This is a genomic window from Rhizobium sp. NXC14, assembly GCF_002117485.1.
GTDB lineage: Bacteria > Pseudomonadota > Alphaproteobacteria > Rhizobiales > Rhizobiaceae > Rhizobium.
In genome coordinates this window covers 1646108-1664871 of sequence record NZ_CP021030.1, presented here as the reverse complement: position 1 = coordinate 1664871, position 18764 = coordinate 1646108, and the positions used below count along the sequence as shown (strand labels likewise).

Below are 18764 nucleotides of genomic sequence, written 5' to 3'. Positions count from 1 at the left end.
TTTGCGCCATGATCACTGCAACGCAGATACGCGGCGCGCGCGCCATGATCGGAATGAGCATCGAAGAGCTCGCCGCCGCAAGCGGCTTGCCGGTCGAGATCGTGACGGCGTTGGAAAAGGGCCAGTTTGAGGGTGAGCCGCATGCGCTGTTCGACGTGCGCAGTACCCTCGAGGCGCACGGCATCATCTTCCTGTCGAGCGGCAATCAAGATGAAGGCGGTCCCGGCATCCGGTTGCGGGCACGCACATCAACCGATGACGGCATCCGGCCGGAAAATCTCAATGCCGCCAATGATGACTGACCAGATCTATCCGTCAGGTTTCGCGGTCCCATCCTTTATTGCGGGAACCGGGTATCAGAGATAGGTCTTGGCAAGGTCGGCGAGTTTGCCGCCGTCTCTCACGCCCTGCCTGTAAAGCTGAATGATAACCGCACCGATCCTCTCGGCTTCCGGCGTCGTTCTGACCAGGCCGCGTTCGTCGCAGACCTTGTCGAGCACTTGCGAAAGCAGGTCGAGATCTTCCGAAAAGAGCGGTAAATCATGCGGATGAATTGATGACCTTAACATCACGCCGCACTTCCCTCCGAGGGCAAACGCCTACACGCTTGCATCGCCTGCCGCCCTCCGCAACCGGCAATGAGGTTATTATGCGTGAGGGTCCTAACTTTAGCAACTGCGCAAATTCCTGCGGAAGAAATTTTCCTCCCCGCGCGTGCAGCGTGTTTTGCAGGAGGGATCTGCGAATGCAACGTTGAGTAAAAAACACTTTCCCTCCCCGTCCAAGTCTTATCTCCAGCCACCGGCCTGATCGTTTCCACCGCCCGTGACGCCGTCGAATATCTGAACCGACGGCCGGGCAAGCGGGGGCGCGATTATCGCGTTGCGCTCCAATATTGTCCTGATGCGCTCGATCGGCTGCGCAGCCCGCACGCCACAGGAGTTTCCTTTGTCACAGCGGCGAAGGCCACAGGATTACCGGTGTGAGAGCGGCTCAGGCGTGTTGCGTTTTTTCAGATTCGCGGCTTGATCCTGATCCCGGCGTTGCCGTAACGTGCTTCAGGCCTTGCAGCGGCCGCCAGCGGCGATGAACGGCGGATCGATGAAGCCTTCGGTGATCACCTTAGCGGTCAGCTCGATCACTCGTTCCTCCGCAAGTTCGGCAAGCGCGAGGGCGACGTCGCCCTCCGACCAACCGGCCTTGACCGCCTCGTCCGACAGAGCTTGGAAAGCACCGGCAAGGGCCTGCCTGCAAGTTAGAGTCTGGTTCATATCCACCATGCGCTCGCACCAGGCAATCTCTGAGAGGAACAGTCCTAATCTACACATATTCGCAAAAGTGCGAAACGCCAAAAGGTTCTCTGAAATTCAAAACCAAGCCTGTCGGCCTAAAACTCTGTACAGTCTTAACAAAATAGACAGCTGTTCGTCCGTCTATTGATGGGTTTCAAAAATAACCAGAAAAGCTATTTTTTGACCACTCCCGTCAAGGGAGCATTTCATCACATGATTTACTTCACGTGGTCAAAATCAAACCAGATAGACTGACGATTTTCTCCACCTGATGACACGGATCCGAAGTCCGGCCGTTTTCAGCATCTTCGCGTTCAACTGTCAATCAGCTCCGGGATATTCCCGCCGCGAGCATGACTATCACTCGCATCGTGGTGAAGAGGAGCTTAAAGCGGTTCGGCCGATGGGCATCGGAGGATGCGGCGAATGCCGACCGGCGTTGATCACCTTATTACCATAACGGCACCACACTGCCGTCAAAGTCCGCCGTACCATTGCCTCGGCTCGTTCAATTTTTTCAGGAGGTAAAATGTCTATCGAACTGGACGCTACTACCTATGTTCACGCCAAGCCGACGACTGCTCATTCCTATATCCTGCCGACCGTTGTCGATGTTCTTGAAAACACTTTCCACGAGGCTAGCGAAACGGCGGTCTTTGATCTCGGCTGCGGCACCGGCGGCGCTGCCTCGGTGCTTGTGGAGAAAGGCTACGACGTCGTGGGCGTCGATCCGTCGGAGGACGGTATTGCGAAAGCGAAAGCGGTCCATCCCGATCTTCCGCTGGAAATCGGTTCCGGCTACGACGATCTTTCCAGCCGCTACGGGACCTTCGATGCGGTGATCAGCATAGAGGTGGTGGAGCATGTTTACGACCCGAAGGCTTTCTCGGCAACCATGTACGATCTGGTGAAACCGGGCGGCATTGCGGTCGTATCGACGCCTTTTCACGGTTACTGGAAAAATCTGGCTTTGGCGGTAAGCGGAAAGATGGATGACCATTTCATGCCGCTCAAAGAGCACGGCCACATCAAATTCTGGTCCCCGGGGACGCTCAGCACGCTGCTGCTCGACACAGGTTTCGAAGACGTCGACTTCGAATATGTCGGAAGAATTCCGCTTCTGGCAAAATCGATGATTGCAATCGCGCAGAAACCGCACTGACGGCCCGTTCTCTACCGCAGCCACGCACGCGCTGCACTCACATTTATCGTGATGTTCTGACTGGGATTTCAAGGGGATAAATGGTCGGGGCGACTGGACTCGAACCAGCGACCCCTTGACCCCCAGTCAAGTGCGCTACCGGGCTGCGCTACGCCCCGACCTGCCGAAACGGCTTGATTGCTTTATGAAATCGGCCTTCATAGCGCAAGGGGAAAATGAGGGTCGTGGAATAAAAATAGAACGGAAGCCGTCGAAAAGCACAGATCGGCGCAAACAGTCCCACGAAAGTCCCACGCGATGTTTCCGATGGCGAATTCGTTGACCATCCTTTCCATTTGAAACGCAAGGCGTGCTCAGCCTTCAATGACGGAGTCTCGTCGTCTGCGGTAGAAGCGAGCTCATTTGCAATCTGCGCCCGGCCTTTGGCGATTGCAGCTTTCTTTTCATCAGCGATGGCTTTGACTACCGCCAACCGGTGCTCGCGCTTGTGTCGTGCGACTGATGCGCCTACGGGAGTTACATTCACAAATCCAACGCGAGGTGTCGAGGTGGAAACCGGCGGTGCGGAGCATGATGTGCACGTGTTTCTCGCCGGTTCGCAAAACTTCGAATGCGAGTGGTATGCCAGGAAGAAGCTGTTTGCAGATAATGGCTCGGCTAAAGGCTATTGATCGCCAACAGACACTTGATGTTGGAAAACAATCGCGAGACCGAGACTGAAGTCCGATGTCACCACAAGCGGACATGGTGGGGTTGTTTGATTCACCGCAGTCAGACCACCATTTGCTTTTGGTCTCACCGCCCTACCTCAACCGACAGAGACAGTGGAGGAAGTCGCAGTGCGTAAGCCGATCATATTGTTTGCCTTTGCCGCGTTCGCCCTACCCGCTGATGCGATGGCGCAGTCGCCTGAGCTCGAGGATACCTGCAAATCCGTGGCAAAGAGCTTCTTCATGACCGATCAGCTCGCTATCGGCACCGTGCAATCCTTTCCCGAGTTGAAGCCGCCGGGTGTTCGCATGTCTTATTCGACGCGGCAGGGAACCGCGCCGGCCGAAATGACCGACATATTCGAATGCGAGTTCGACAAGGCGGACAAGCCGCACAACCTGGCGCGCTTCTGCGTGTCGAGCACGTGCTATTCACCGAACGCCGATGACGGTGACCGCAAGCGCCGCTTCGACGAAATGCGCATTCTCCTTAACCGCGCTGAGAAATAGGACGTCGGCGTGCTCGGCATGATTGGCAATCCCGCCGGCCGGATACTGCCCTTCGCTTCGAAGCGACGCCGGCAGCTGGGGTGCTGAGCGACTTTAACATGGAGCACAGCGCCGAGGGCCGAGCACGACCACCCTGGTCGGGCTTGCGACCGACTTTTTAAACCGAACTCAACGCACCGTTGCAAATCAATCAGCCGGAAGTCTCTTATGTCATTATGATTCCACTGACATCAGTTCGCCCGGTAACGTTCAGATTGCGACGACCTTCAGCCGGCCTTCAGCGGTCTGGCGAGGCTGCCACGCCCGATAATTGGCAACCGAAAAATGCGGAGTTTCGAAAGGGGTGGCGTGGGTTTCGGTGACGACGGTGACATCGGCGCCGGCGGCCTCGCCAGCGAGAATGCCGGCAACGGCATCTTCGAAGACCAGGCAGTTCGCCGGGTCGACCCCGAGTCGATGTGCACCGAGCAGATAACCCTCGGGGCTCGGCTTGCCCGATTTGACCATTTCGCCACTGACGATCACCCTCGGCATCGGAATGCCGGCTGCAGCCATGCGGCGCCTGGCGAGTTCGATCGGCGCCGAGGTGACGATCGCCCATCTGCCGTCGGGGATAGCGTTGAGGAAGCGGACGGCGTCGGGGATTTCGACGATGCCGTCGACGTCCTCCATCTCCTCGGCCAGCAGCAGATCCGCCTCGTGCGCCGGATCGACACCCGGCAAGCCGAGGCCGCGGATCACGTCGGAGGCACGGATGCCGTGAATCGTTTTCAGGAAAACCTCCGGCTCGAAACCATGGCGTCTTGCCCATTCACTCCAGACGCGCTCGACGACGGCAATGGAATTCAGCAGCGTTCCGTCCATATCGAAGAGGAAGGCGTCATAGGATCTATCGAGGACGTCGTGGTGACCGGGCACGGGTGTTTCCTTGCGAGCACGAGGCAGCCGGGGCCTCTCCGGCAGGCGAGTAGCCGAGAGCGGCGACGGCGTCAACGTCAGTCGTTGACATCGGGATGCGTGACGTTGCGAACATCGGCCAGACCACGTGCGGCGTCGCGATTGCCGGTCGCGGCGGCGGCTTCGAAGATCCGCATCGCGTCATCATACATTTTCAGATTGAGATAGCAGTAACCGCGCAGAACCATCAGATCGATGCGCTCCTGCTGCAACTGGGCGCGCTGATCGAGATAGATGAGGGTTTCACGGTAACGTCCCGCGTCGAAGGCTGACAAGGCGCGATCGGCGAGGATCGCCACCTGCAGTTCGGCAGCGCGCTGGTGGCTCTGCGGCGCCCTGGTTGCCGCAACGGCGGCATTGCTGGAAAGACCGGCGCGCAGATAGGCGAGACTCTGACCATAGGCTGCGTCTTCGCGGATCTTGCGGACCGGGCTCTGCAACGCCGTCTCGAAGGCCGAGACCGCCTCCATCGGCCGATTGATATCCATCAGGCACCAGCCGCGCGACAGCGCCTCGCCCGGCCCCAGTCGTCCCGCGTCGATAGTCGTCGAGCAGTCCCGCGCCTGGCGCGGACCGCGCTCGACAGTCACCGTCTGCATCGCCGGCCTTGCGGCGCGGATGGCGACCTCCGGTTGCGGCTGCCGCACAGTCGGCGCCGTGGAAGCGACCGGACGCTGCGGCTCTACCGGCTGGCCCGGCTGCTGCGCCGCGAGCGGCGCTTTTGCGGACAGCGTATCGGAGCTCGGCGCCAGCAAGGAAGTGTCCTGAAGACTGGCGATTCGCGCCGACCGGCCGGCCCAGCCGCGCTGGAGGTCGAGGACACCCTTGCGGTCGTTCAGCTGCTCACGCGTGACGGCAAGGCCATAGGCGGACGGTTCGTCGTCGGGTTTCCAGGCCAGCGCGGTCTCGAACCAGCGCGCGGCGGTCTGGAACTGGTTGAGAGAACGGGCATACCAGCCGAACTGCTGCGCCGTCGGCACATATTTCCGGGCGATGACTTCGGCTGCGATCCGATGAAGCACGTCCTCGGTCAGATCGGCCGGCGGTTGCAGCGCCATCAGGTTGGCAGTGGCGGCAAGATAGGTTGCGGTCGCGTCATCGGAATCGGCGCGCCAGCGGAACATCACGTCCTCGGCTTCCCGCGGCGCCTTGCGGGCGATCAGCGCCAGCGCCAACCCCTGCGAGGCGGCCGCCGTATCCTCCCTGTCGCGGGCGGCACGAAACCACTTTTCGGCATCGGCAGGGTTGTTGCGGCGAAGCTGGTGCCAGCCGAGCAGCAGCGCATCGGAGGCCAGCCCCTGGCTTTCGGCGAGCTTTTCGAGGTGAGCGATATAATTCGGCGCAATGGCGAGCTTCGGATCGTCGTTGCTTTCAGCGACGAAACGTCGGGCAAGGTTGTCGCGGATTGCATCGAATTCCCTGCTGCCGTCGACAGCGGGTTTTTCCAGCGCCAGCAGCGCCTGCATCGGCTGGTAGTCGAGCAGGGTCGAGGCTTTTTCGACCGTCGCCTGCCGTTCGGCAGCGTCGGTGCAGTTCTTCAGGATATAGGCATAAGCATCCTCCCCGCGCTGCGTCCTCTCCGTCCGGATGAAGGCTTCGGCGACACGCCAGAGCACGTCGACCTCGCTGCAGGTGAGCAGGCTCGGCGTCGCCGCGGCGATATCGACCACGGTCGCATATTGCCTGAGATCCGAAGCGTTGATGAGGCGGGAGCGGGCCTCGGCGACACCAAGCCGCTCGAGCAGATCGGCCGGCGGCTGCCATCCGGCGTCGGCGGCCTGACGGTCAGCGAGCGCTTTGCGCAACTCGGCATAGCGGCCATCGGAATAAAGCTTCCACATGGCCTCGAGCTGCTTGTCGCCGTTTTGCGGCACGGCGAGCGGATCGGCCGGCGGAACCCAGTTGGGATAAAGCGCCTGAAGCCGAGAGATTTCGGCCTGCAGGCGCACTTTGTCGCCCCGGCTGGCAAAATAGCGAAGCGCGCTTTCATCGACGGCAGGCGGCGCGGACGCCGCGGCCTTTTGAGGCGCCGGCGGTTCGGAAACGATCGGCGGCGCGACCGGGGCCGGCTCCGCAGCTGTCTGAGGCGCATCGGGTTGCGGTGCTGCCGGCTGCTCTGCAGCGACATTCGACTCACCGCTGCCCGGTGCCGGTGACGAAGTGATCGCTTCGATCCTGTCGGCGACGGTTTCGGCATTGAATTCGGAATTGCCCGCGGGAGCGTCGTCCGGCTTGATGCGGCCCATCATCAACAGCTCCGGCTCCGGCCTGTCTGCGGAGCCAAGGCCGAGCTTTTGCTGCAGGGCGCCACGATCCTTCAGTCCGGTGACGAGGGTCGCCACCACGACTGCCGCTGACATCGCCACGAGAGAAGCTTTCACAGACACTCCGGATGCTTCTCCCCGATAAAGGCCAGCCCCAGCAATTGAAGCGTGGACGGATAATAGAGCGTGGGTGCGAATTGCAGAGCCGAGACCGGCAGCCTGGTCCCGTCGACCACACAGGCCACAACATCGTTAACAATTCTATAACCCGGATCCAGCAACACGGTCTTCGGCCGGCCTGTGGTCAGATCGATCGTGGCCGGAATGCCATTCTGCGACATCCCCATTCGCAGGTGGTTCAACAGCGCCTTGTCTGTGATACCGCCGCGCGCGAGATAGAGCGGGATGCGAAGGGCATTATAGGCAAATTCGGCGTCGAAACCCTCTGCCGGTCGCGGTGGGCCACTGAGGCTGACCCATTCGGCAGGAAGCTTGCGCGGACCGAATTGCATCGTCTTCAACAGCGCCACGCCGTCGTCCGACAGCTCTTTCCAGGCATCGGAGGGAGCAAGCGCTGCCATGACAGGCATTGCCTCGTAAATCCAGTAGGAAGGATTGACGACGGGGCCGTCGTCACGATCGGCGGCGCCAAAACCTTCGCTGCCCGGCATCAGCAGCGTCCGGCCCGCCGAGTGGACGACGGCCTTCGCAAGCAGCGCCTGCGCCATGCGGGAGGCGGCGAGGATATAGTCGTTGCGCTTCCATGCGGTGCCGGCAAGCGCCAGGGCATAGGCGATCAGCATGTCGCCATCCGTGGCATTATTGGTGTCGGTCACGTGCGGCTTGACGTTGGGATCCCATTTCCATACGGCCAAGCCATCGTCGCGCAACAGCAGCTCGGTACGGGTAAAATACCAGATCTGCTCGAAATCCGCGGGGCTCGCCGAGAGATAAGCGAGCAGCATGCCATAGCCCTGTCCTTCGCTATGGCTGATATTGCCATTGCCGTTATCGATGATCCGGCCACTCGCATCGAGAAATTTCGCCTTATAGGCAGACCACGCATCGGCATTGATCATCGCCTGCTGTGCAGCGGCGGACGGGCTTACGGGGGCGAATGTAAGCGTCGCCGCAAGCAGAAGCACGCGCCACCACCTCATTTGGACCGGCCCAGCGTTTTGAGCATGCGCGAGGTAGCGACGCCGATCAGCAGCACGAAGACGACGAGCAGCGAAGCATAGGAGAGGATATTCGTCGACAACCAATTGGCGGCGATCAAGCGGTAATTGACGATCGACCAAGGCGTGGATGGGACGAAATCGAAGCGGGTGACGGGCACCGCATCGATCTTGCCCGTCTTGCTCGAATAGGTGGTGATATGGCCTGATATCTGCGGCCAGTTCAACTGACCGGTCAGCACTTCGAGCCCTTCGCGCAGATCCTTTGCCGAGGGTGCCGCCACCACGGTCCACGAACCCTCTCCCAGGGGGCTGGAGCCTTGCGCAACCACGAGCGTGTCGGCGTTGGAGGGGGTGAAGACCGTCTCGGCCCCGGGGATGAACTGCAGCGAACTGCGGGTGATGTCGAAATTGCGCCCCAGCCATTCACGGAAGGCAGTGATGCGGCTGCGCAAGATACCGCCGCTCACCTTGGAATTCCACTCCTCGAAGGCCGTGCCGGTATCGACGACGCCTGGCTGCGTGTCGGCCACCGGACGCCACGAGGCTTGGCTCGCCGTCGAGATGTTGGCCTGCGTCAACGCGGTTGCCGGCATCTGCGAAATCGAGCCGATGAAGATGGCGTCCCGATCGCCGATGGTATTCGGCGACGCCACGGTTTCGACGGCGATCGGATGACCGGCCATCACCGCCATCTGACCGAGCAGCGTAGCGGCGGCCGAAAGCGTATCTGCATCGACGCGATCCATGAAGAGCGGCGTCGGTTCCGTCGCCCGGCCATAGGGATAAGCTGTGCCGGACATTGCGGCCAGGTTCGGACGCTGCCCGACGCGGGCAAAATCCGGAATGTGCACTTCGGAGGTATCGAACAGCGCAAAACGGGGATTGGCACCGGCGGTAGCACCCGGAGCACAAGCGGCATCGTCCTTCGTCATCAGGATCGTCTCGATCGCAATCGTATTGAGGCCGGGTTTGAAGTGGCGCATCGTCACGCGGATCGGCAGATGACGGAGAATGCCGCCGGTGGTCGAAGTAAGCGGCACGGTGGAGGCGATGTTGTCGTTGACGTAGATATCGATATGGCTGCCGGGAAGCACATTGTCGGTATAGGCGGCGTCGAGCAGCACCTTGGCCTCGCCATAGGCATTGGCATAGAAGTCGGCCGGCACGGCGACATTGAAGCTGGTGCGGAACCGCCGGCCGGAAAATTCCGTGGTCTTCACGCCGAGTTGTGAGAGGGCGATGCTGGTGTCGGAAAAGACCAGCGGCGCATTCGGCGCGCTCCAGCGCTCGGTGGTCAGTGCATCGCGGCGGACGTCCGCGGACCTGTCAGTCGGCGAAACGATGGCATCCATCGCGGAGGAGACTGCTTGCCATGAGGGGCCGCTGATCAGAAGCACCGGCGAGCCGCTGCGCGGATCGGTCACGAAAGCGGCGAGCGGCGCGCTTTCGGCCCCGGGCGGTAGGCCGGGAAAGAACGGCCGCAGCTCCGCGGCGGTCCCGACGAGCACACCGAGCTTGCCAGGACCGGCGGCCGGAAGAGAGGCGGCGCTGAAGGCAAATATCTGGTTCGGCATGCTGCTCAGCACCGACAGGCCCTGTGCCAGCCGCAACAACGGCTTGGTCGTCCCCGGCTGCTCCAGCGCCGGGACGACGATATCGAACTCCGTCCTGCCCGCGCCATCGATGCCGATAGCGCGGATCGCGTCGGCGCTCGAAAGCTCCGCAGCATTCCCGCCGGCAAAGCTCAGATAGGTTCCGGCCGGATCGATATTCGACCATAATTCATAGGTGGACTGAATGCTGCAGTCGGTGCGGTGGCGCTGCTCTGCCTGGAAGGTCACGAGATTGGCGCCCGGCTGCAACAGGCCGGGGGGAACTTCGAAAGTGACGGCGGAAGAGCCGTCCGCCGAGCTGACCCGCTGCTGACCGATCGGACGATTGTTGAGATAGACGGTCAGCGCGGATGCTTCCGGCGCGACGACGATCGAATTCTGATAGGCGAAGGTGAAACTTGCCTTGGCGGCCGCCTGCTCGGGCGTCAGATAGACAGACCATGACCGGCGGTCATATTCGCCATTGAGGCTGAATTTCGAAAAGGGCACTAAGTAACGCCTGATATCGCGGTGGCGCGGCTGCGAAGCGGCATTCGCCGCGCCGGGCTGAAGCGCCGGCGCTGCCGGCTGCGGCACGACAGTGATCGGCGCAGGAGCGGGTGCGGGCGCAACGGAAATGGGTGGCGTGACAGGTACTGGCGCCGTCGCTGCGGGCGGAGCAGGCGGCGTCAATCTCGGGGCAGTAGACGCGCCGGGCGGACGCTCGCCGGACATGTCGAAGGGCGCCGTCTGCGCCTGGGTGACAGCGGGGGCATGCAACAGGAGGAGCGCGGCGGCGACGATCTTTCTCATCCGGCATTGACCTTTGCCGCCCGCTGCTGCGCCTCCCGCTCCGGCCGCATGCTGCGGAAGAGGTAAACCAGGCCGCGGCTGGTCTGATAGAGGGACAGGCCGAGAAACCAGATGGTGCCGCGAATGAGACCCGGATTGCGGCGCCGAGATTCCTGGAACTGGGTCCACTGATCGGAATTGGCAAACATCAGATCGGCGATCAGGCGATGATCAAGCGCGCTTTTCGGCACGTATTGGCAGCCGACATTGCTGATATCGCCTGATGGCTCGATGTTGCGGACGATCAGCGGCAGGGTTTCGAGATCTGCACCGCTATAGGGCCGGAAGCGCATCTCGCCGGGGGCGCCGACGAGCAGTTCATCGAGATGCTTGTTAAAGATATGCAGCCTTGCGCCATGGACGGAGACGTCCTCGATCGAGGCCGCATACCACTTGCCATTGGCATAGAACTCGCAGCGCCGGTTGACGCGGACGCGCCGGGACAACGCGCGCTCGCCACGTTCCGATACGACGCCGAGTGCGCAGCCGGCCATGATCAGATTGATCATGTTCCACCCGCCGACGACAAGTGTGACGTCGGCCTTATAGGGCTCGGCATAGATCCTGTAGAAGGTTATGACGAGCGCGATGATCTGCACCGCAAAGATCACGAAGAAGGGGCGGCTGATCTCCGACAGGCGGCTGACGGCGATCGATTCATCCTTGGCGGTAACCTTGAAGGTCGGCTTCCGCGGATTGAGCATGACCGAGACGACAGCTGGCAGCAGATGCACCGTCTGGACATATTCGTAAAGCTCGGAAATCCAGGGCCAGCGGAAGGATCCGTAGAGGTAATTCTGCATCATCAGATTCACGAGCATATAGGCAAGCGTATAGGCAAGGAATTCGCCGCCGGAGGCCGTGAAAATTTCCAGGTCGAAGAACAGGTAGAAGAGCGGCGCAAACAGGAAGATCGTGCGCGGGAACGGGAAGAGCCAGAACAGCGTGGATGACATGTAGCACAGGCGCTGCGGGATCGACAGGCCGCGCTTCAGAAGCGGGAAGCGGAAGCGCAGGATCTGCATCATACCCTGCGCCCAGCGGCTGCGCTGGCCGATGAAGCTCGCGAAGGTGGCCGGTTGCAGCCCGGCGATCAGCGGCTTGTCGACATAGATGCTGTTCCAGCCGCTGCCATGGAGAGCCAGCGCCGTCTCGCAATCCTCGGTAATGCTGATGCCCGAAAACCCGTTCTGGGATTCGAGCGCCTTGCGGCTCAAGACTGCAGCCGAGCCGCAGAAAAAGGCGGCATTCCATTTGTCGAGGCCGCGCTGGATGATGCCGTAGAACATCTCATTCTCGCTCGGCATTTTTTCGAAAGTGCGCAGATTGCGTTCGAGCGGGTCAGGATTGATGAAGAAATGCGGGGTTTGGACGAGAAAGAGCTTCGGGTCGTCTTCGAAGTAGCCGACCGTCTCGAGCAGGAAATCGCGAGCCGGCGCGTGGTCCGCGTCGAAAACGGCGATGAGTTCGCCGGTCGAATGTTTCATGCCGTTGTTGAGATTGCCGGCCTTGGCATGCTCGTTGCGGTCGCGCGTGAGATAGGTGACGTCAAGATCCTGGCAGAGCTGCTTCAGCTCGACATGGCGGGCCGCCGCCGCCTGGGCCTCGAGCAACTTGCCGGAATTGCGCTTCTGCATGGTGCCGCCGTCGTCGAGCAGCCAGACATGCAGCTTGTCGGCCGGATAGTCCATCGCCTTGGCGGCAGCCAGCGTGTTTCCGAGAAGGCCGGCATCCTCGTTATAAGAAGGCACGAACACATCGACATGGGGCAAGCGCCCGGGATTGGCGGCTCGCGATGGGCGCGACGGAAGCGGTGTGGCGACGATGAAAAGGCTGAGCGCCAGCATCGCGACGCTGTACATTTCGGCAAGGTAGAGCAGCAAGCCGGGAATGAAATTCTCAGGCTGGTTCAGCGGCGGCAGGGTGTTGGTGGTGCGCCAATAGACGTAGCGCAGCACGATCGACGTTCCGAAGGCAAGCGCCACCAAGCGCCATGTCCCCTCGCCCTTCAGAATCTTAATGAGCGCCATCACCGAGACGACCGTAATGCTGGTGATGAGCTGGGTCTGCAGATTAACCGGCAGAGTGATCAGCACGATCATGCAGAGCGAAACAACGGCCCATATGAAGACACTGCGGGCTTTGCGCATCGACGTTCCTTCGAAATTGCTCAACTGGGGCGCCACCCGGCGCTCCGGGCACTCATTATCTCCGGCAGGCGGTCGTCATGGCCGCGTCGCCTATGCAATCCGGCGAGGGCACCGTGACGCCGATCGCTCTTGCCGATTGTTCCAGTGGCGCGGCGGCCGGATCCGGCGCGGCACTCGTCTGAGGCGCCTCGCTCGGCAGCGGCACGCGCGGACCGATCGGCGTGGGCAAGGGCGCGGCGTCCTGCACCGGTTGGTGGCTTGGCGCGCTGCGAACCGGAGCTGTCCGCGGCAGGCGGACTACGGCAGGGGCCGGCTCATAGCCGAGCGGCATCGGGCTGGCGCGATATCCGCCCTCATCGGGATAGATCGGTTCACCGGTACGACCGAGCGCCGCGCTGGCGGGGGGCGGGTTACCATACGAATTCCAGGTCGGGCCGTCGAAGGTGCCGGTGATGGTATAGCCGTAGACGATGCCGAGCAGTTGGCGCTCGGTTGCGCGAGCATCGCACAGGCGCAGGCGCAGCTGGATCATGCCGAAATTGCGCGCCTGGGTATTGGCGGCCGCGCTCGAGCGGATCTGCTGCCAGGCATAGATGCAGGTATCGCCGGCGCGGCTTCGGCCGGAAGCATAGCCGAAGGGGCCATAGGCGTTCTGCAGGAAGGTCGCCGATGTCGCCATCGGCACGCCGGGAGCCGAACGGGCCACCTCGCGGGCAATGCCGCTCTCGTTGATCATCCTGAAGCTGGCATTGCCCATCCCGGGATTGGCCCCGGAAGCGCCGAAGAACTCGGCTTTCAGAAAATTCTGGCCGGGTACGGAAGACGAGGTGAACAGCGAGATCGTCTGCTCGACGCCATTGCCGCGCTTGCGCTCGACGACGTTGACAATCGACGGCCCGCCCGGCGGCGGCAGGACCAGCGCCTTTTCAGGCGCCACCGTCTCCGGCCCGGAAGGCTGTCGCACACCGCCTGTCGACGTGCAGCCGGCCATCAGACCCGCCACGGCCAACAGCGATATCGTCTTCCCCAAGCGCATGTCTCGAGCCGCCGTAATCGTCTTTCCAGATATCCATTCGCAGACCGAAACGCGACGGACCGTCGAATCAGCGGCCAGCCGGCCGTTCACCTTACATAAATCGCCGACATGGTTAACGAAGGGTAAAGAGCCCGACCCTGATGCCACCAGACGACTCGCATTGAACGTGATTCGGACAGCTCAACCCTATGGTGCATAAACCGGTTTAGCAACAAACAATCGGCGCGCCGGCCTTCCCACGACGCCAAGGCGGTAGCGGAACTATGCGGTTTGGCCGGCGTTGCCTCGATGTCCAGAGTTCAAAAAGGAGATTATCCCATGCGCAAGATCATGCTGGCTACGGCCGCCATGCTGACCATCTGCTCGGCCGCCTTCGCACAGAGCACGGTGGTTGTCACCGATCCCGCACCAACCGGTTCCGTCGTCCTGCCCGGCGAGGTGCGCACCTATGTCATGGAGCAAAACACGCCATCCGTCGTCTATGACGGCGAAATCACGGTTGGCGCGACGCTGCCGGATACTATTGAAGTCCATACCGTGCCCAATGTCGACGGCTATGCCTACACCGTTGTCAACGAGCGGCGCGTGATCGTTGAGCCGAAGACACACCGCGTGATCCAGGTTCTCGAATAAGGGATTGAGGCTGGAGACGCATAGTCCTGCACGACTTCACGTCCCCTCATCTCCCGTGCTCACCGGCACGTTCAAGAGTTCACGGATCTTATGAGCGAGTTGCTCCAGGCTGAATGGCTTGGCGAGCAGCGAGACGCCGTGGTCGAGCACGCCGTTGTGGACGATGGCATTGCGCGTGTAACCCGTGGTGTAAAGAATCCGGATCGCCGGCCATCTTTCTTGAACGGCATCAGCAAGCTGACGTCCGCTCATCTGCGGCATAACGATATCGGTGAAGATCAGATCGACGTCGGGGTTCTCCTCCAAAAGGAGAAGCGCCTCGACGCCGCTCGCCGCCTGCAACACGCTGTAACCGAGTTCATGGAGGCTTTCGGCGGTCATGGTGCGGACATGTTCATCGTCCTCCACCACCAGGATAGTATCGTTAACGCTCCCCTGAGGAATCGGCTGGGCGCCGGCGGCGGCCAGGCGGGCATCCGCCTTGCCGACATGACGCGGCAGATAGATCTTCACCGTCGTCCCCCGATCGATCTCCGAATAGATCTTGATGTGGCCGCCGCTCTGTTTGATGTAGCCGTAGACTTGGCTTAGCCCGAGACCGGTTCCCTTGCCGGGTCCTTTGGTGGTGTAAAACGGTTCGAAGGCGCGGTCGATTACATCGGCCGACATGCCGATTCCCGAGTCGGTGATGCTGATCATTACATACTGGCCCGCCTCGACCTCCGAATGCATGCGCGAATATCGCTCGTCAAGTTCGGTGTTGGCGGTCTCGATCGTCAGATGGCCGCCGCCGGGCATGGCGTCGCGCGCATTAACGGCAAGGTTCAGCATGGCGTTTTCGAGTTGGCTGAGATCGGCGAAAGTCGGCCAGAGGCCACCGGCAAGCACGGTCTCGATTCGGATATGTTCGCCGAGCGTGCGCCGCAGCAACTCCGACATGCCGCCGACCAGCTTGTTGACGTCGATCACCTCCGGGGCCAGCGGCTGCTGACGAGAGAAGGCCAGAAGACGTGCGGTCAATACCGCGGCTCGCTGGGCGCCGTCTCTGGCGTTCTGAAGGGAGTTCAGCAGACGCGGATCCTCGTGTCCGGTCATCCGCCGCTGAGCGAGATCGAGATTGCCGATGATGATCGCCAGCATATTGTTGAAATCATGGGCGACCCCGCCCGTGAGCTGACCGATCGTCTCCATCTTCTGCAACTGGCGCACCTGCGCCTGGGCGGCGGCATTCTCTTCCATCTCATGCCTGAGTTCGGCAGTGCGCTGCACCACCGTTTCCTCAAGGCGCGCATTGAAGCTGTTGAGCTCGCTGCGGAGGCGGCTCTGCCTGCCATAGGCGACAATAATCGTCTCCATCAGACCGATGATGATCACGGCATTGATGAGAAAGGTCGCAAGACCGACCCATTGGCCGGCGCTCACCGGCCAGAAGGCATCGTGAGGCTCGACGAAAAACTGCTGGACGAGGAAACCGGCGAGCATGGCCGCCACGAAGCCAGGCCCGGCGCCGCCTATGAAACTTGCGAGCAGGATCGCCGGAAGGAAGCTCAGGAAAGGAAATCCGGAGAGGTAATCACTGGCGGCAAGTCTTAGAAGAAAGGTCAGACCGACGAAGGCAACGGCCAGCGGATAGGTATAGCCCGGCCTGTGACGCAGCCAATCCGTGGCACTCAACAAATCCATTCCACACCCCTTCTCGGCCGTCGCGGAAACGGCATCCCAGCTTTTGCACATCGAATTTCGCCGGGCAATATGCTGTTTCCAAAGCGCGGCGCGATCTTTCAGATTCGCTTGCCGCACCTAGGATTTTTATGTTTACACATATCGGCGTCTCAAAACGGCTGCACTGTTTTGCGCGACAAGTTTTCCACCACTGCGCGTGGCGTCTTGACGCGCTTCGCGAGCGGTCCACATAAATCTTCGTGCCCCGGCAGGGGAATGGGGGGACGGGATCATGAAAGACATATTCATTGTCGAGGACGATGCGCTGATCGCCATGTTGCTCGAGGACATGCTGAGCGATCTCGGCTATCAGGTTCGTGCGAGCGCGCCGGATCTGGAACGGGCGCTCGCAGCCGCCAGGGACGCGGAGTTCGACGCTGCAATCCTCGACGTCTCCCTCGCCGGCCGTAGCTCGCTGCCGGTCGCAAAGCTGCTCGACGAACGCGGCAAGCCCTATCTCTACGCAACGGGATATGGCAGCGCCCCGGAAGGCAGCAGCCCTAGCGCGCTCCCGGTGCTGCGAAAGCCGTTCCAGCTCAGTGAGCTCGAACAGGCGATGAAGCAGCTTTGCGGAACCTAATCAGCGCACCTGATCGAGCAGACGCTTGCATTCCAGGAGGTCGTAGAGAGCCTCCTGAAGCAGCGCCCTATCTTCCTTGCCGACGCTCGATTTGCCGATCGAGACTTCCGGCTGCTCGTCGTCTCCGGCGACGAAATTGAAGAACCGGCGGGTGATCGGCGGCTTGGCACGGCCGACAATCTGATCCTCCTCCGCCATGCCCACACGCGGTTCCCCGGCGCCCGCCTCCTGCGCACCCGAGGCAAGCGCCTCGACACTGGCGAGATCGCCGTGGCCAACGGAGATGACGAACTTGTTGCCGTTGGTCTTCAGAAGCTTCTGCACGCCCTTGATCGTATAGCCGTGATCATAGAGCAAATGCCGGATGCCCTTGAGGAGGTCGACGTCCTCCGGCCGGTAGTAGCGACGGCCGCCGCCGCGCTTCATCGGCTTTATCTGGGGAAACCGTGTCTCCCAAAAGCGCAGCACATGCTGCGGCAGATCAAGATCGTCTGCGACTTCGCTGATGGTGCGAAAGGCATCGGGGCTCTTGTCCAACGTCATGTGCTACGCAACCTCACAGGCTCAATCCAACTGCGACTCACCATATTTCAAAGGTTTGGCGTCGACAATTCAAGTCATGTCTCGACGTTGCGCACAGGGGATCGATCAGCGCGAGAAAAAACACTGCACCAGGAAGAGGAAGTCCGATCTCAGAGAGCCGGATTCTGCGGCTTCAGCTTGATCTTGCGGGCGACATGCGCTTTGAGGATGCGCGTCTTCAGCACGTTCGAAGCCTTGAAGGTCATCACCCGGCGCGGAGAGATCGGAACCTCCTCGCCGGTTTTCGGATTGCGGCCGATCCGCTCGTTCTTATCGCGAACCTGGAAGGTGGCGAAGGAGGAAAGCTTGACGGTTTCGCCCCGCACAATGGCGTTGCAGATTTCGTCGATGACGGTTTCCACAAGTTCAGCGGATTCGGTCCGGGAAAGACCGACCTTGCGGAAAACGGATTCCGCCAGGTCTGCTCGCGTCACTGTTTTTCCGGTCATGGTTTCCCCGCCCATTACAAAATATTTTTTGAAAGCGAACGAAGAGTATTTGTCTTGCGCCTCACGGTCAAGCTCTTGTTCGCCGCCAGTTTTTTAGGATTCCTGCTTACCAGCGGAGCAGAACAGCGCCCCAGGTGAAGCCGCCGCCCATCGCTTCGAGCATCACGAGGTCGCCCTTTTTGATGCGGCCGTCGCCGGCAGCGGTCGCAAGCGCGAGCGGGATCGAGGCGGCTGAGGTATTGCCGTGCAGATCGACGGTGACGACGACCTTGTCCGCATCGATGTTCAGCTTCTTCGCCGAACCGTCGATGATGCGTCGATTGGCCTGGTGCGGCACCAGCCAGTCGAGGTCTTCGGCAGTTGTCCCAGTCGAATCGAAAGCGGCCTGAATGACATCGGTGATCATGCCGACTGCATATTTGAAGACCTCGCGGCCTTCCATGCGCAGCTTGCCGACGCTGCCCGTCGTCGACGGTCCGCCATCGACATAAAGCTTGTCCTTGTGCGAACCGTCGGAGCGCAGATGCGCGGTCAGCACACCGCGATCGGCAGACGTGCCCTCGCCTTCTGCCGCCTCGAGCACGATCGCGCCGGCGCCATCGCCGAAAAGCACGCAGGTGGTGCGATCGTTCCAGTCTAGAATGCGCGAAAAAGTCTCTGCACCGATGACCAGAACGCGCTTTGCAAGGCCGCCGCGGATATAGGCGTCCGCGGTCGTGACCGCATAGACGAAGCCGGTGCAGACGGCCTGGACGTCGAAGGCAAAACCGTGGCTCATGCCGAGACGGTTCTGGATGTTGACCGAGGTTGCCGGAAAGGTGTTGTCCGGCGTCGAGGTGGCACAGATGATAAGATCGATATCGGCGGGCGTCAGGTCGCCATTGGCAAGGGCCGCACGCGCGGCGGCTTCGCCAAGCGAGGCCGTCGTCTCGTCGTCGCCGGCTACGTAACGCTGGCGGATGCCGGTGCGCTGGACGATCCATTCGTCCGACGTATCGACGATGGCCTCCATATCACGATTGGTCATCACGCGCTTCGGAAGTGCGGCTCCGAATCCGCGAACCACTGAACGGATCATATTCGATTGAACCC

General features: G+C 61.1%; 19 protein-coding genes and 1 tRNA gene. 6 read left to right on the top strand and 14 right to left on the bottom strand.

Annotated features, from left to right (window positions below; translation table 11 throughout):
* Window positions 1–8 precede the first annotated feature (8 nt).
* A complete protein-coding gene (locus NXC14_RS08140; RefSeq protein WP_085777733.1) occupies window positions 9–302 on the top strand; it encodes a helix-turn-helix domain-containing protein in 294 nt (97 codons plus the stop codon).
* Window positions 303–356: 54 nt separating this feature from the next.
* Here NXC14_RS08140 and NXC14_RS08135 read toward each other — a convergent pair whose 3' ends face one another.
* Window positions 357–569: a hypothetical protein gene (locus NXC14_RS08135; RefSeq protein WP_064801730.1), complete on the bottom strand. Its 213-nt coding sequence runs from the start codon at window positions 567–569 to the stop codon at window positions 357–359.
* 237 nt (window positions 570–806) lie between these two features.
* Here NXC14_RS08135 and NXC14_RS08130 point away from each other — a divergent pair, with 237 nt between their 5' ends.
* Window positions 807–986, top strand: coding sequence for a DUF982 domain-containing protein (locus NXC14_RS08130; RefSeq protein ID WP_085780037.1), 180 nt, complete (start codon window positions 807–809; stop codon window positions 984–986).
* A gap of 72 nt (window positions 987–1058) precedes the next feature.
* On the opposite strand, the gene NXC14_RS08125 is transcribed toward NXC14_RS08130, so the two are convergent.
* Entirely contained in the window at window positions 1059–1280 is a 222-nt protein-coding gene (locus NXC14_RS08125) for a hypothetical protein (protein WP_085777732.1), read from the bottom strand.
* 541 nt (window positions 1281–1821) lie between these two features.
* Here NXC14_RS08125 and NXC14_RS08120 point away from each other — a divergent pair.
* The gene (locus NXC14_RS08120) at window positions 1822–2454 is read left to right on the top strand and encodes a class I SAM-dependent methyltransferase (RefSeq protein ID WP_085777731.1); all 633 of its coding nucleotides are present in this window, start codon (window positions 1822–1824) and stop codon (window positions 2452–2454) included.
* Window positions 2455–2535: 81 nt separating this feature from the next.
* Here the strand turns inward: NXC14_RS08120 and NXC14_RS08115 are convergent.
* A tRNA-Pro gene (locus NXC14_RS08115) sits at window positions 2536–2612 on the bottom strand.
* Entirely contained in the window at window positions 2603–2926 is a 324-nt protein-coding gene (locus tag NXC14_RS08110) for a hypothetical protein (protein WP_198175512.1), read from the bottom strand. The genes NXC14_RS08115 and NXC14_RS08110 overlap by 10 nt, the downstream gene beginning before the upstream one ends.
* A 367-nt stretch (window positions 2927–3293) precedes the next feature.
* Between NXC14_RS08110 and NXC14_RS08105 the strand changes: the two genes are divergently transcribed.
* Window positions 3294–3674, top strand: a complete 381-nt coding sequence (locus NXC14_RS08105; protein WP_064801724.1) for a hypothetical protein — start codon at window positions 3294–3296, stop codon at window positions 3672–3674.
* Window positions 3675–3923: 249 nt separating this feature from the next.
* Here NXC14_RS08105 and NXC14_RS08100 read toward each other — a convergent pair whose 3' ends face one another.
* The 6 genes from NXC14_RS08100 to bcsN all read right to left on the bottom strand — a co-directional run bounded on the left by NXC14_RS08100 (window position 3924) and on the right by bcsN (window position 13706).
* Window positions 3924–4592 (bottom strand): HAD family hydrolase, encoded by a 669-nt coding sequence (locus NXC14_RS08100; RefSeq protein WP_085777729.1) that lies wholly within the window; start codon window positions 4590–4592, stop codon window positions 3924–3926.
* Between the two features lie 77 nt (window positions 4593–4669).
* Window positions 4670–7012, bottom strand: a complete 2343-nt coding sequence (locus tag NXC14_RS08095) for a cellulose synthase (RefSeq protein WP_085777728.1) — start codon at window positions 7010–7012, stop codon at window positions 4670–4672.
* Window positions 7009–8055, bottom strand: a complete 1047-nt coding sequence (locus tag NXC14_RS08090; RefSeq protein ID WP_085777727.1) for a glycosyl hydrolase family 8 — start codon at window positions 8053–8055, stop codon at window positions 7009–7011. The genes NXC14_RS08095 and NXC14_RS08090 overlap by 4 nt, the downstream gene beginning before the upstream one ends.
* Window positions 8052–10481, bottom strand: a complete 2430-nt coding sequence (locus NXC14_RS08085) for a cellulose biosynthesis cyclic di-GMP-binding regulatory protein BcsB (protein ID WP_085777726.1) — start codon at window positions 10479–10481, stop codon at window positions 8052–8054. Before NXC14_RS08085 ends, NXC14_RS08090 begins: the two co-directional genes overlap by 4 nt.
* On the bottom strand, window positions 10478–12670 hold the full coding sequence (bcsA, locus tag NXC14_RS08080) for a UDP-forming cellulose synthase catalytic subunit (RefSeq protein WP_085780036.1): 2193 nt from the start codon (window positions 12668–12670) through the stop codon (window positions 10478–10480). Before bcsA ends, NXC14_RS08085 begins: the two co-directional genes overlap by 4 nt.
* A gap of 55 nt (window positions 12671–12725) precedes the next feature.
* Window positions 12726–13706, bottom strand: coding sequence for a cellulose biosynthesis protein BcsN (gene bcsN / locus NXC14_RS08075; protein WP_085777725.1), 981 nt, complete (start codon window positions 13704–13706; stop codon window positions 12726–12728).
* Window positions 13707–14024: 318 nt separating this feature from the next.
* Between bcsN and NXC14_RS08070 the strand changes: the two genes are divergently transcribed.
* On the top strand, window positions 14025–14339 hold the full coding sequence (locus NXC14_RS08070) for a DUF1236 domain-containing protein (RefSeq protein ID WP_085777724.1): 315 nt from the start codon (window positions 14025–14027) through the stop codon (window positions 14337–14339).
* A 36-nt stretch (window positions 14340–14375) separates the two neighbouring features.
* On the opposite strand, the gene NXC14_RS08065 is transcribed toward NXC14_RS08070, so the two are convergent.
* Window positions 14376–16022, bottom strand: coding sequence for an ATP-binding protein (locus NXC14_RS08065; protein WP_085777723.1), 1647 nt, complete (start codon window positions 16020–16022; stop codon window positions 14376–14378).
* A gap of 271 nt (window positions 16023–16293) precedes the next feature.
* On the opposite strand from NXC14_RS08065, the gene NXC14_RS08060 reads away from it, so the two are divergent.
* A complete protein-coding gene (locus NXC14_RS08060) occupies window positions 16294–16641 on the top strand; it encodes a response regulator (RefSeq protein WP_085777722.1) in 348 nt (115 codons plus the stop codon).
* Here NXC14_RS08060 and NXC14_RS08055 read toward each other — a convergent pair whose 3' ends face one another.
* From NXC14_RS08055 to NXC14_RS08045, 3 genes are all read right to left on the bottom strand, one after another.
* Window positions 16642–17184 carry a MerR family transcriptional regulator gene (locus tag NXC14_RS08055; protein ID WP_011424865.1) on the bottom strand — a complete coding sequence of 181 codons (543 nt, stop codon included), beginning with the start codon at window positions 17182–17184 and terminating at the stop codon, window positions 16642–16644.
* Window positions 17185–17333: 149 nt separating this feature from the next.
* Window positions 17334–17672: an integration host factor subunit alpha gene (locus NXC14_RS08050; RefSeq protein WP_085780035.1), complete on the bottom strand. Its 339-nt coding sequence runs from the start codon at window positions 17670–17672 to the stop codon at window positions 17334–17336.
* A gap of 106 nt (window positions 17673–17778) precedes the next feature.
* Entirely contained in the window at window positions 17779–18750 is a 972-nt protein-coding gene (locus NXC14_RS08045; protein ID WP_085780034.1) for a beta-ketoacyl-ACP synthase III, read from the bottom strand.
* Window positions 18751–18764 lie beyond the last annotated feature (14 nt).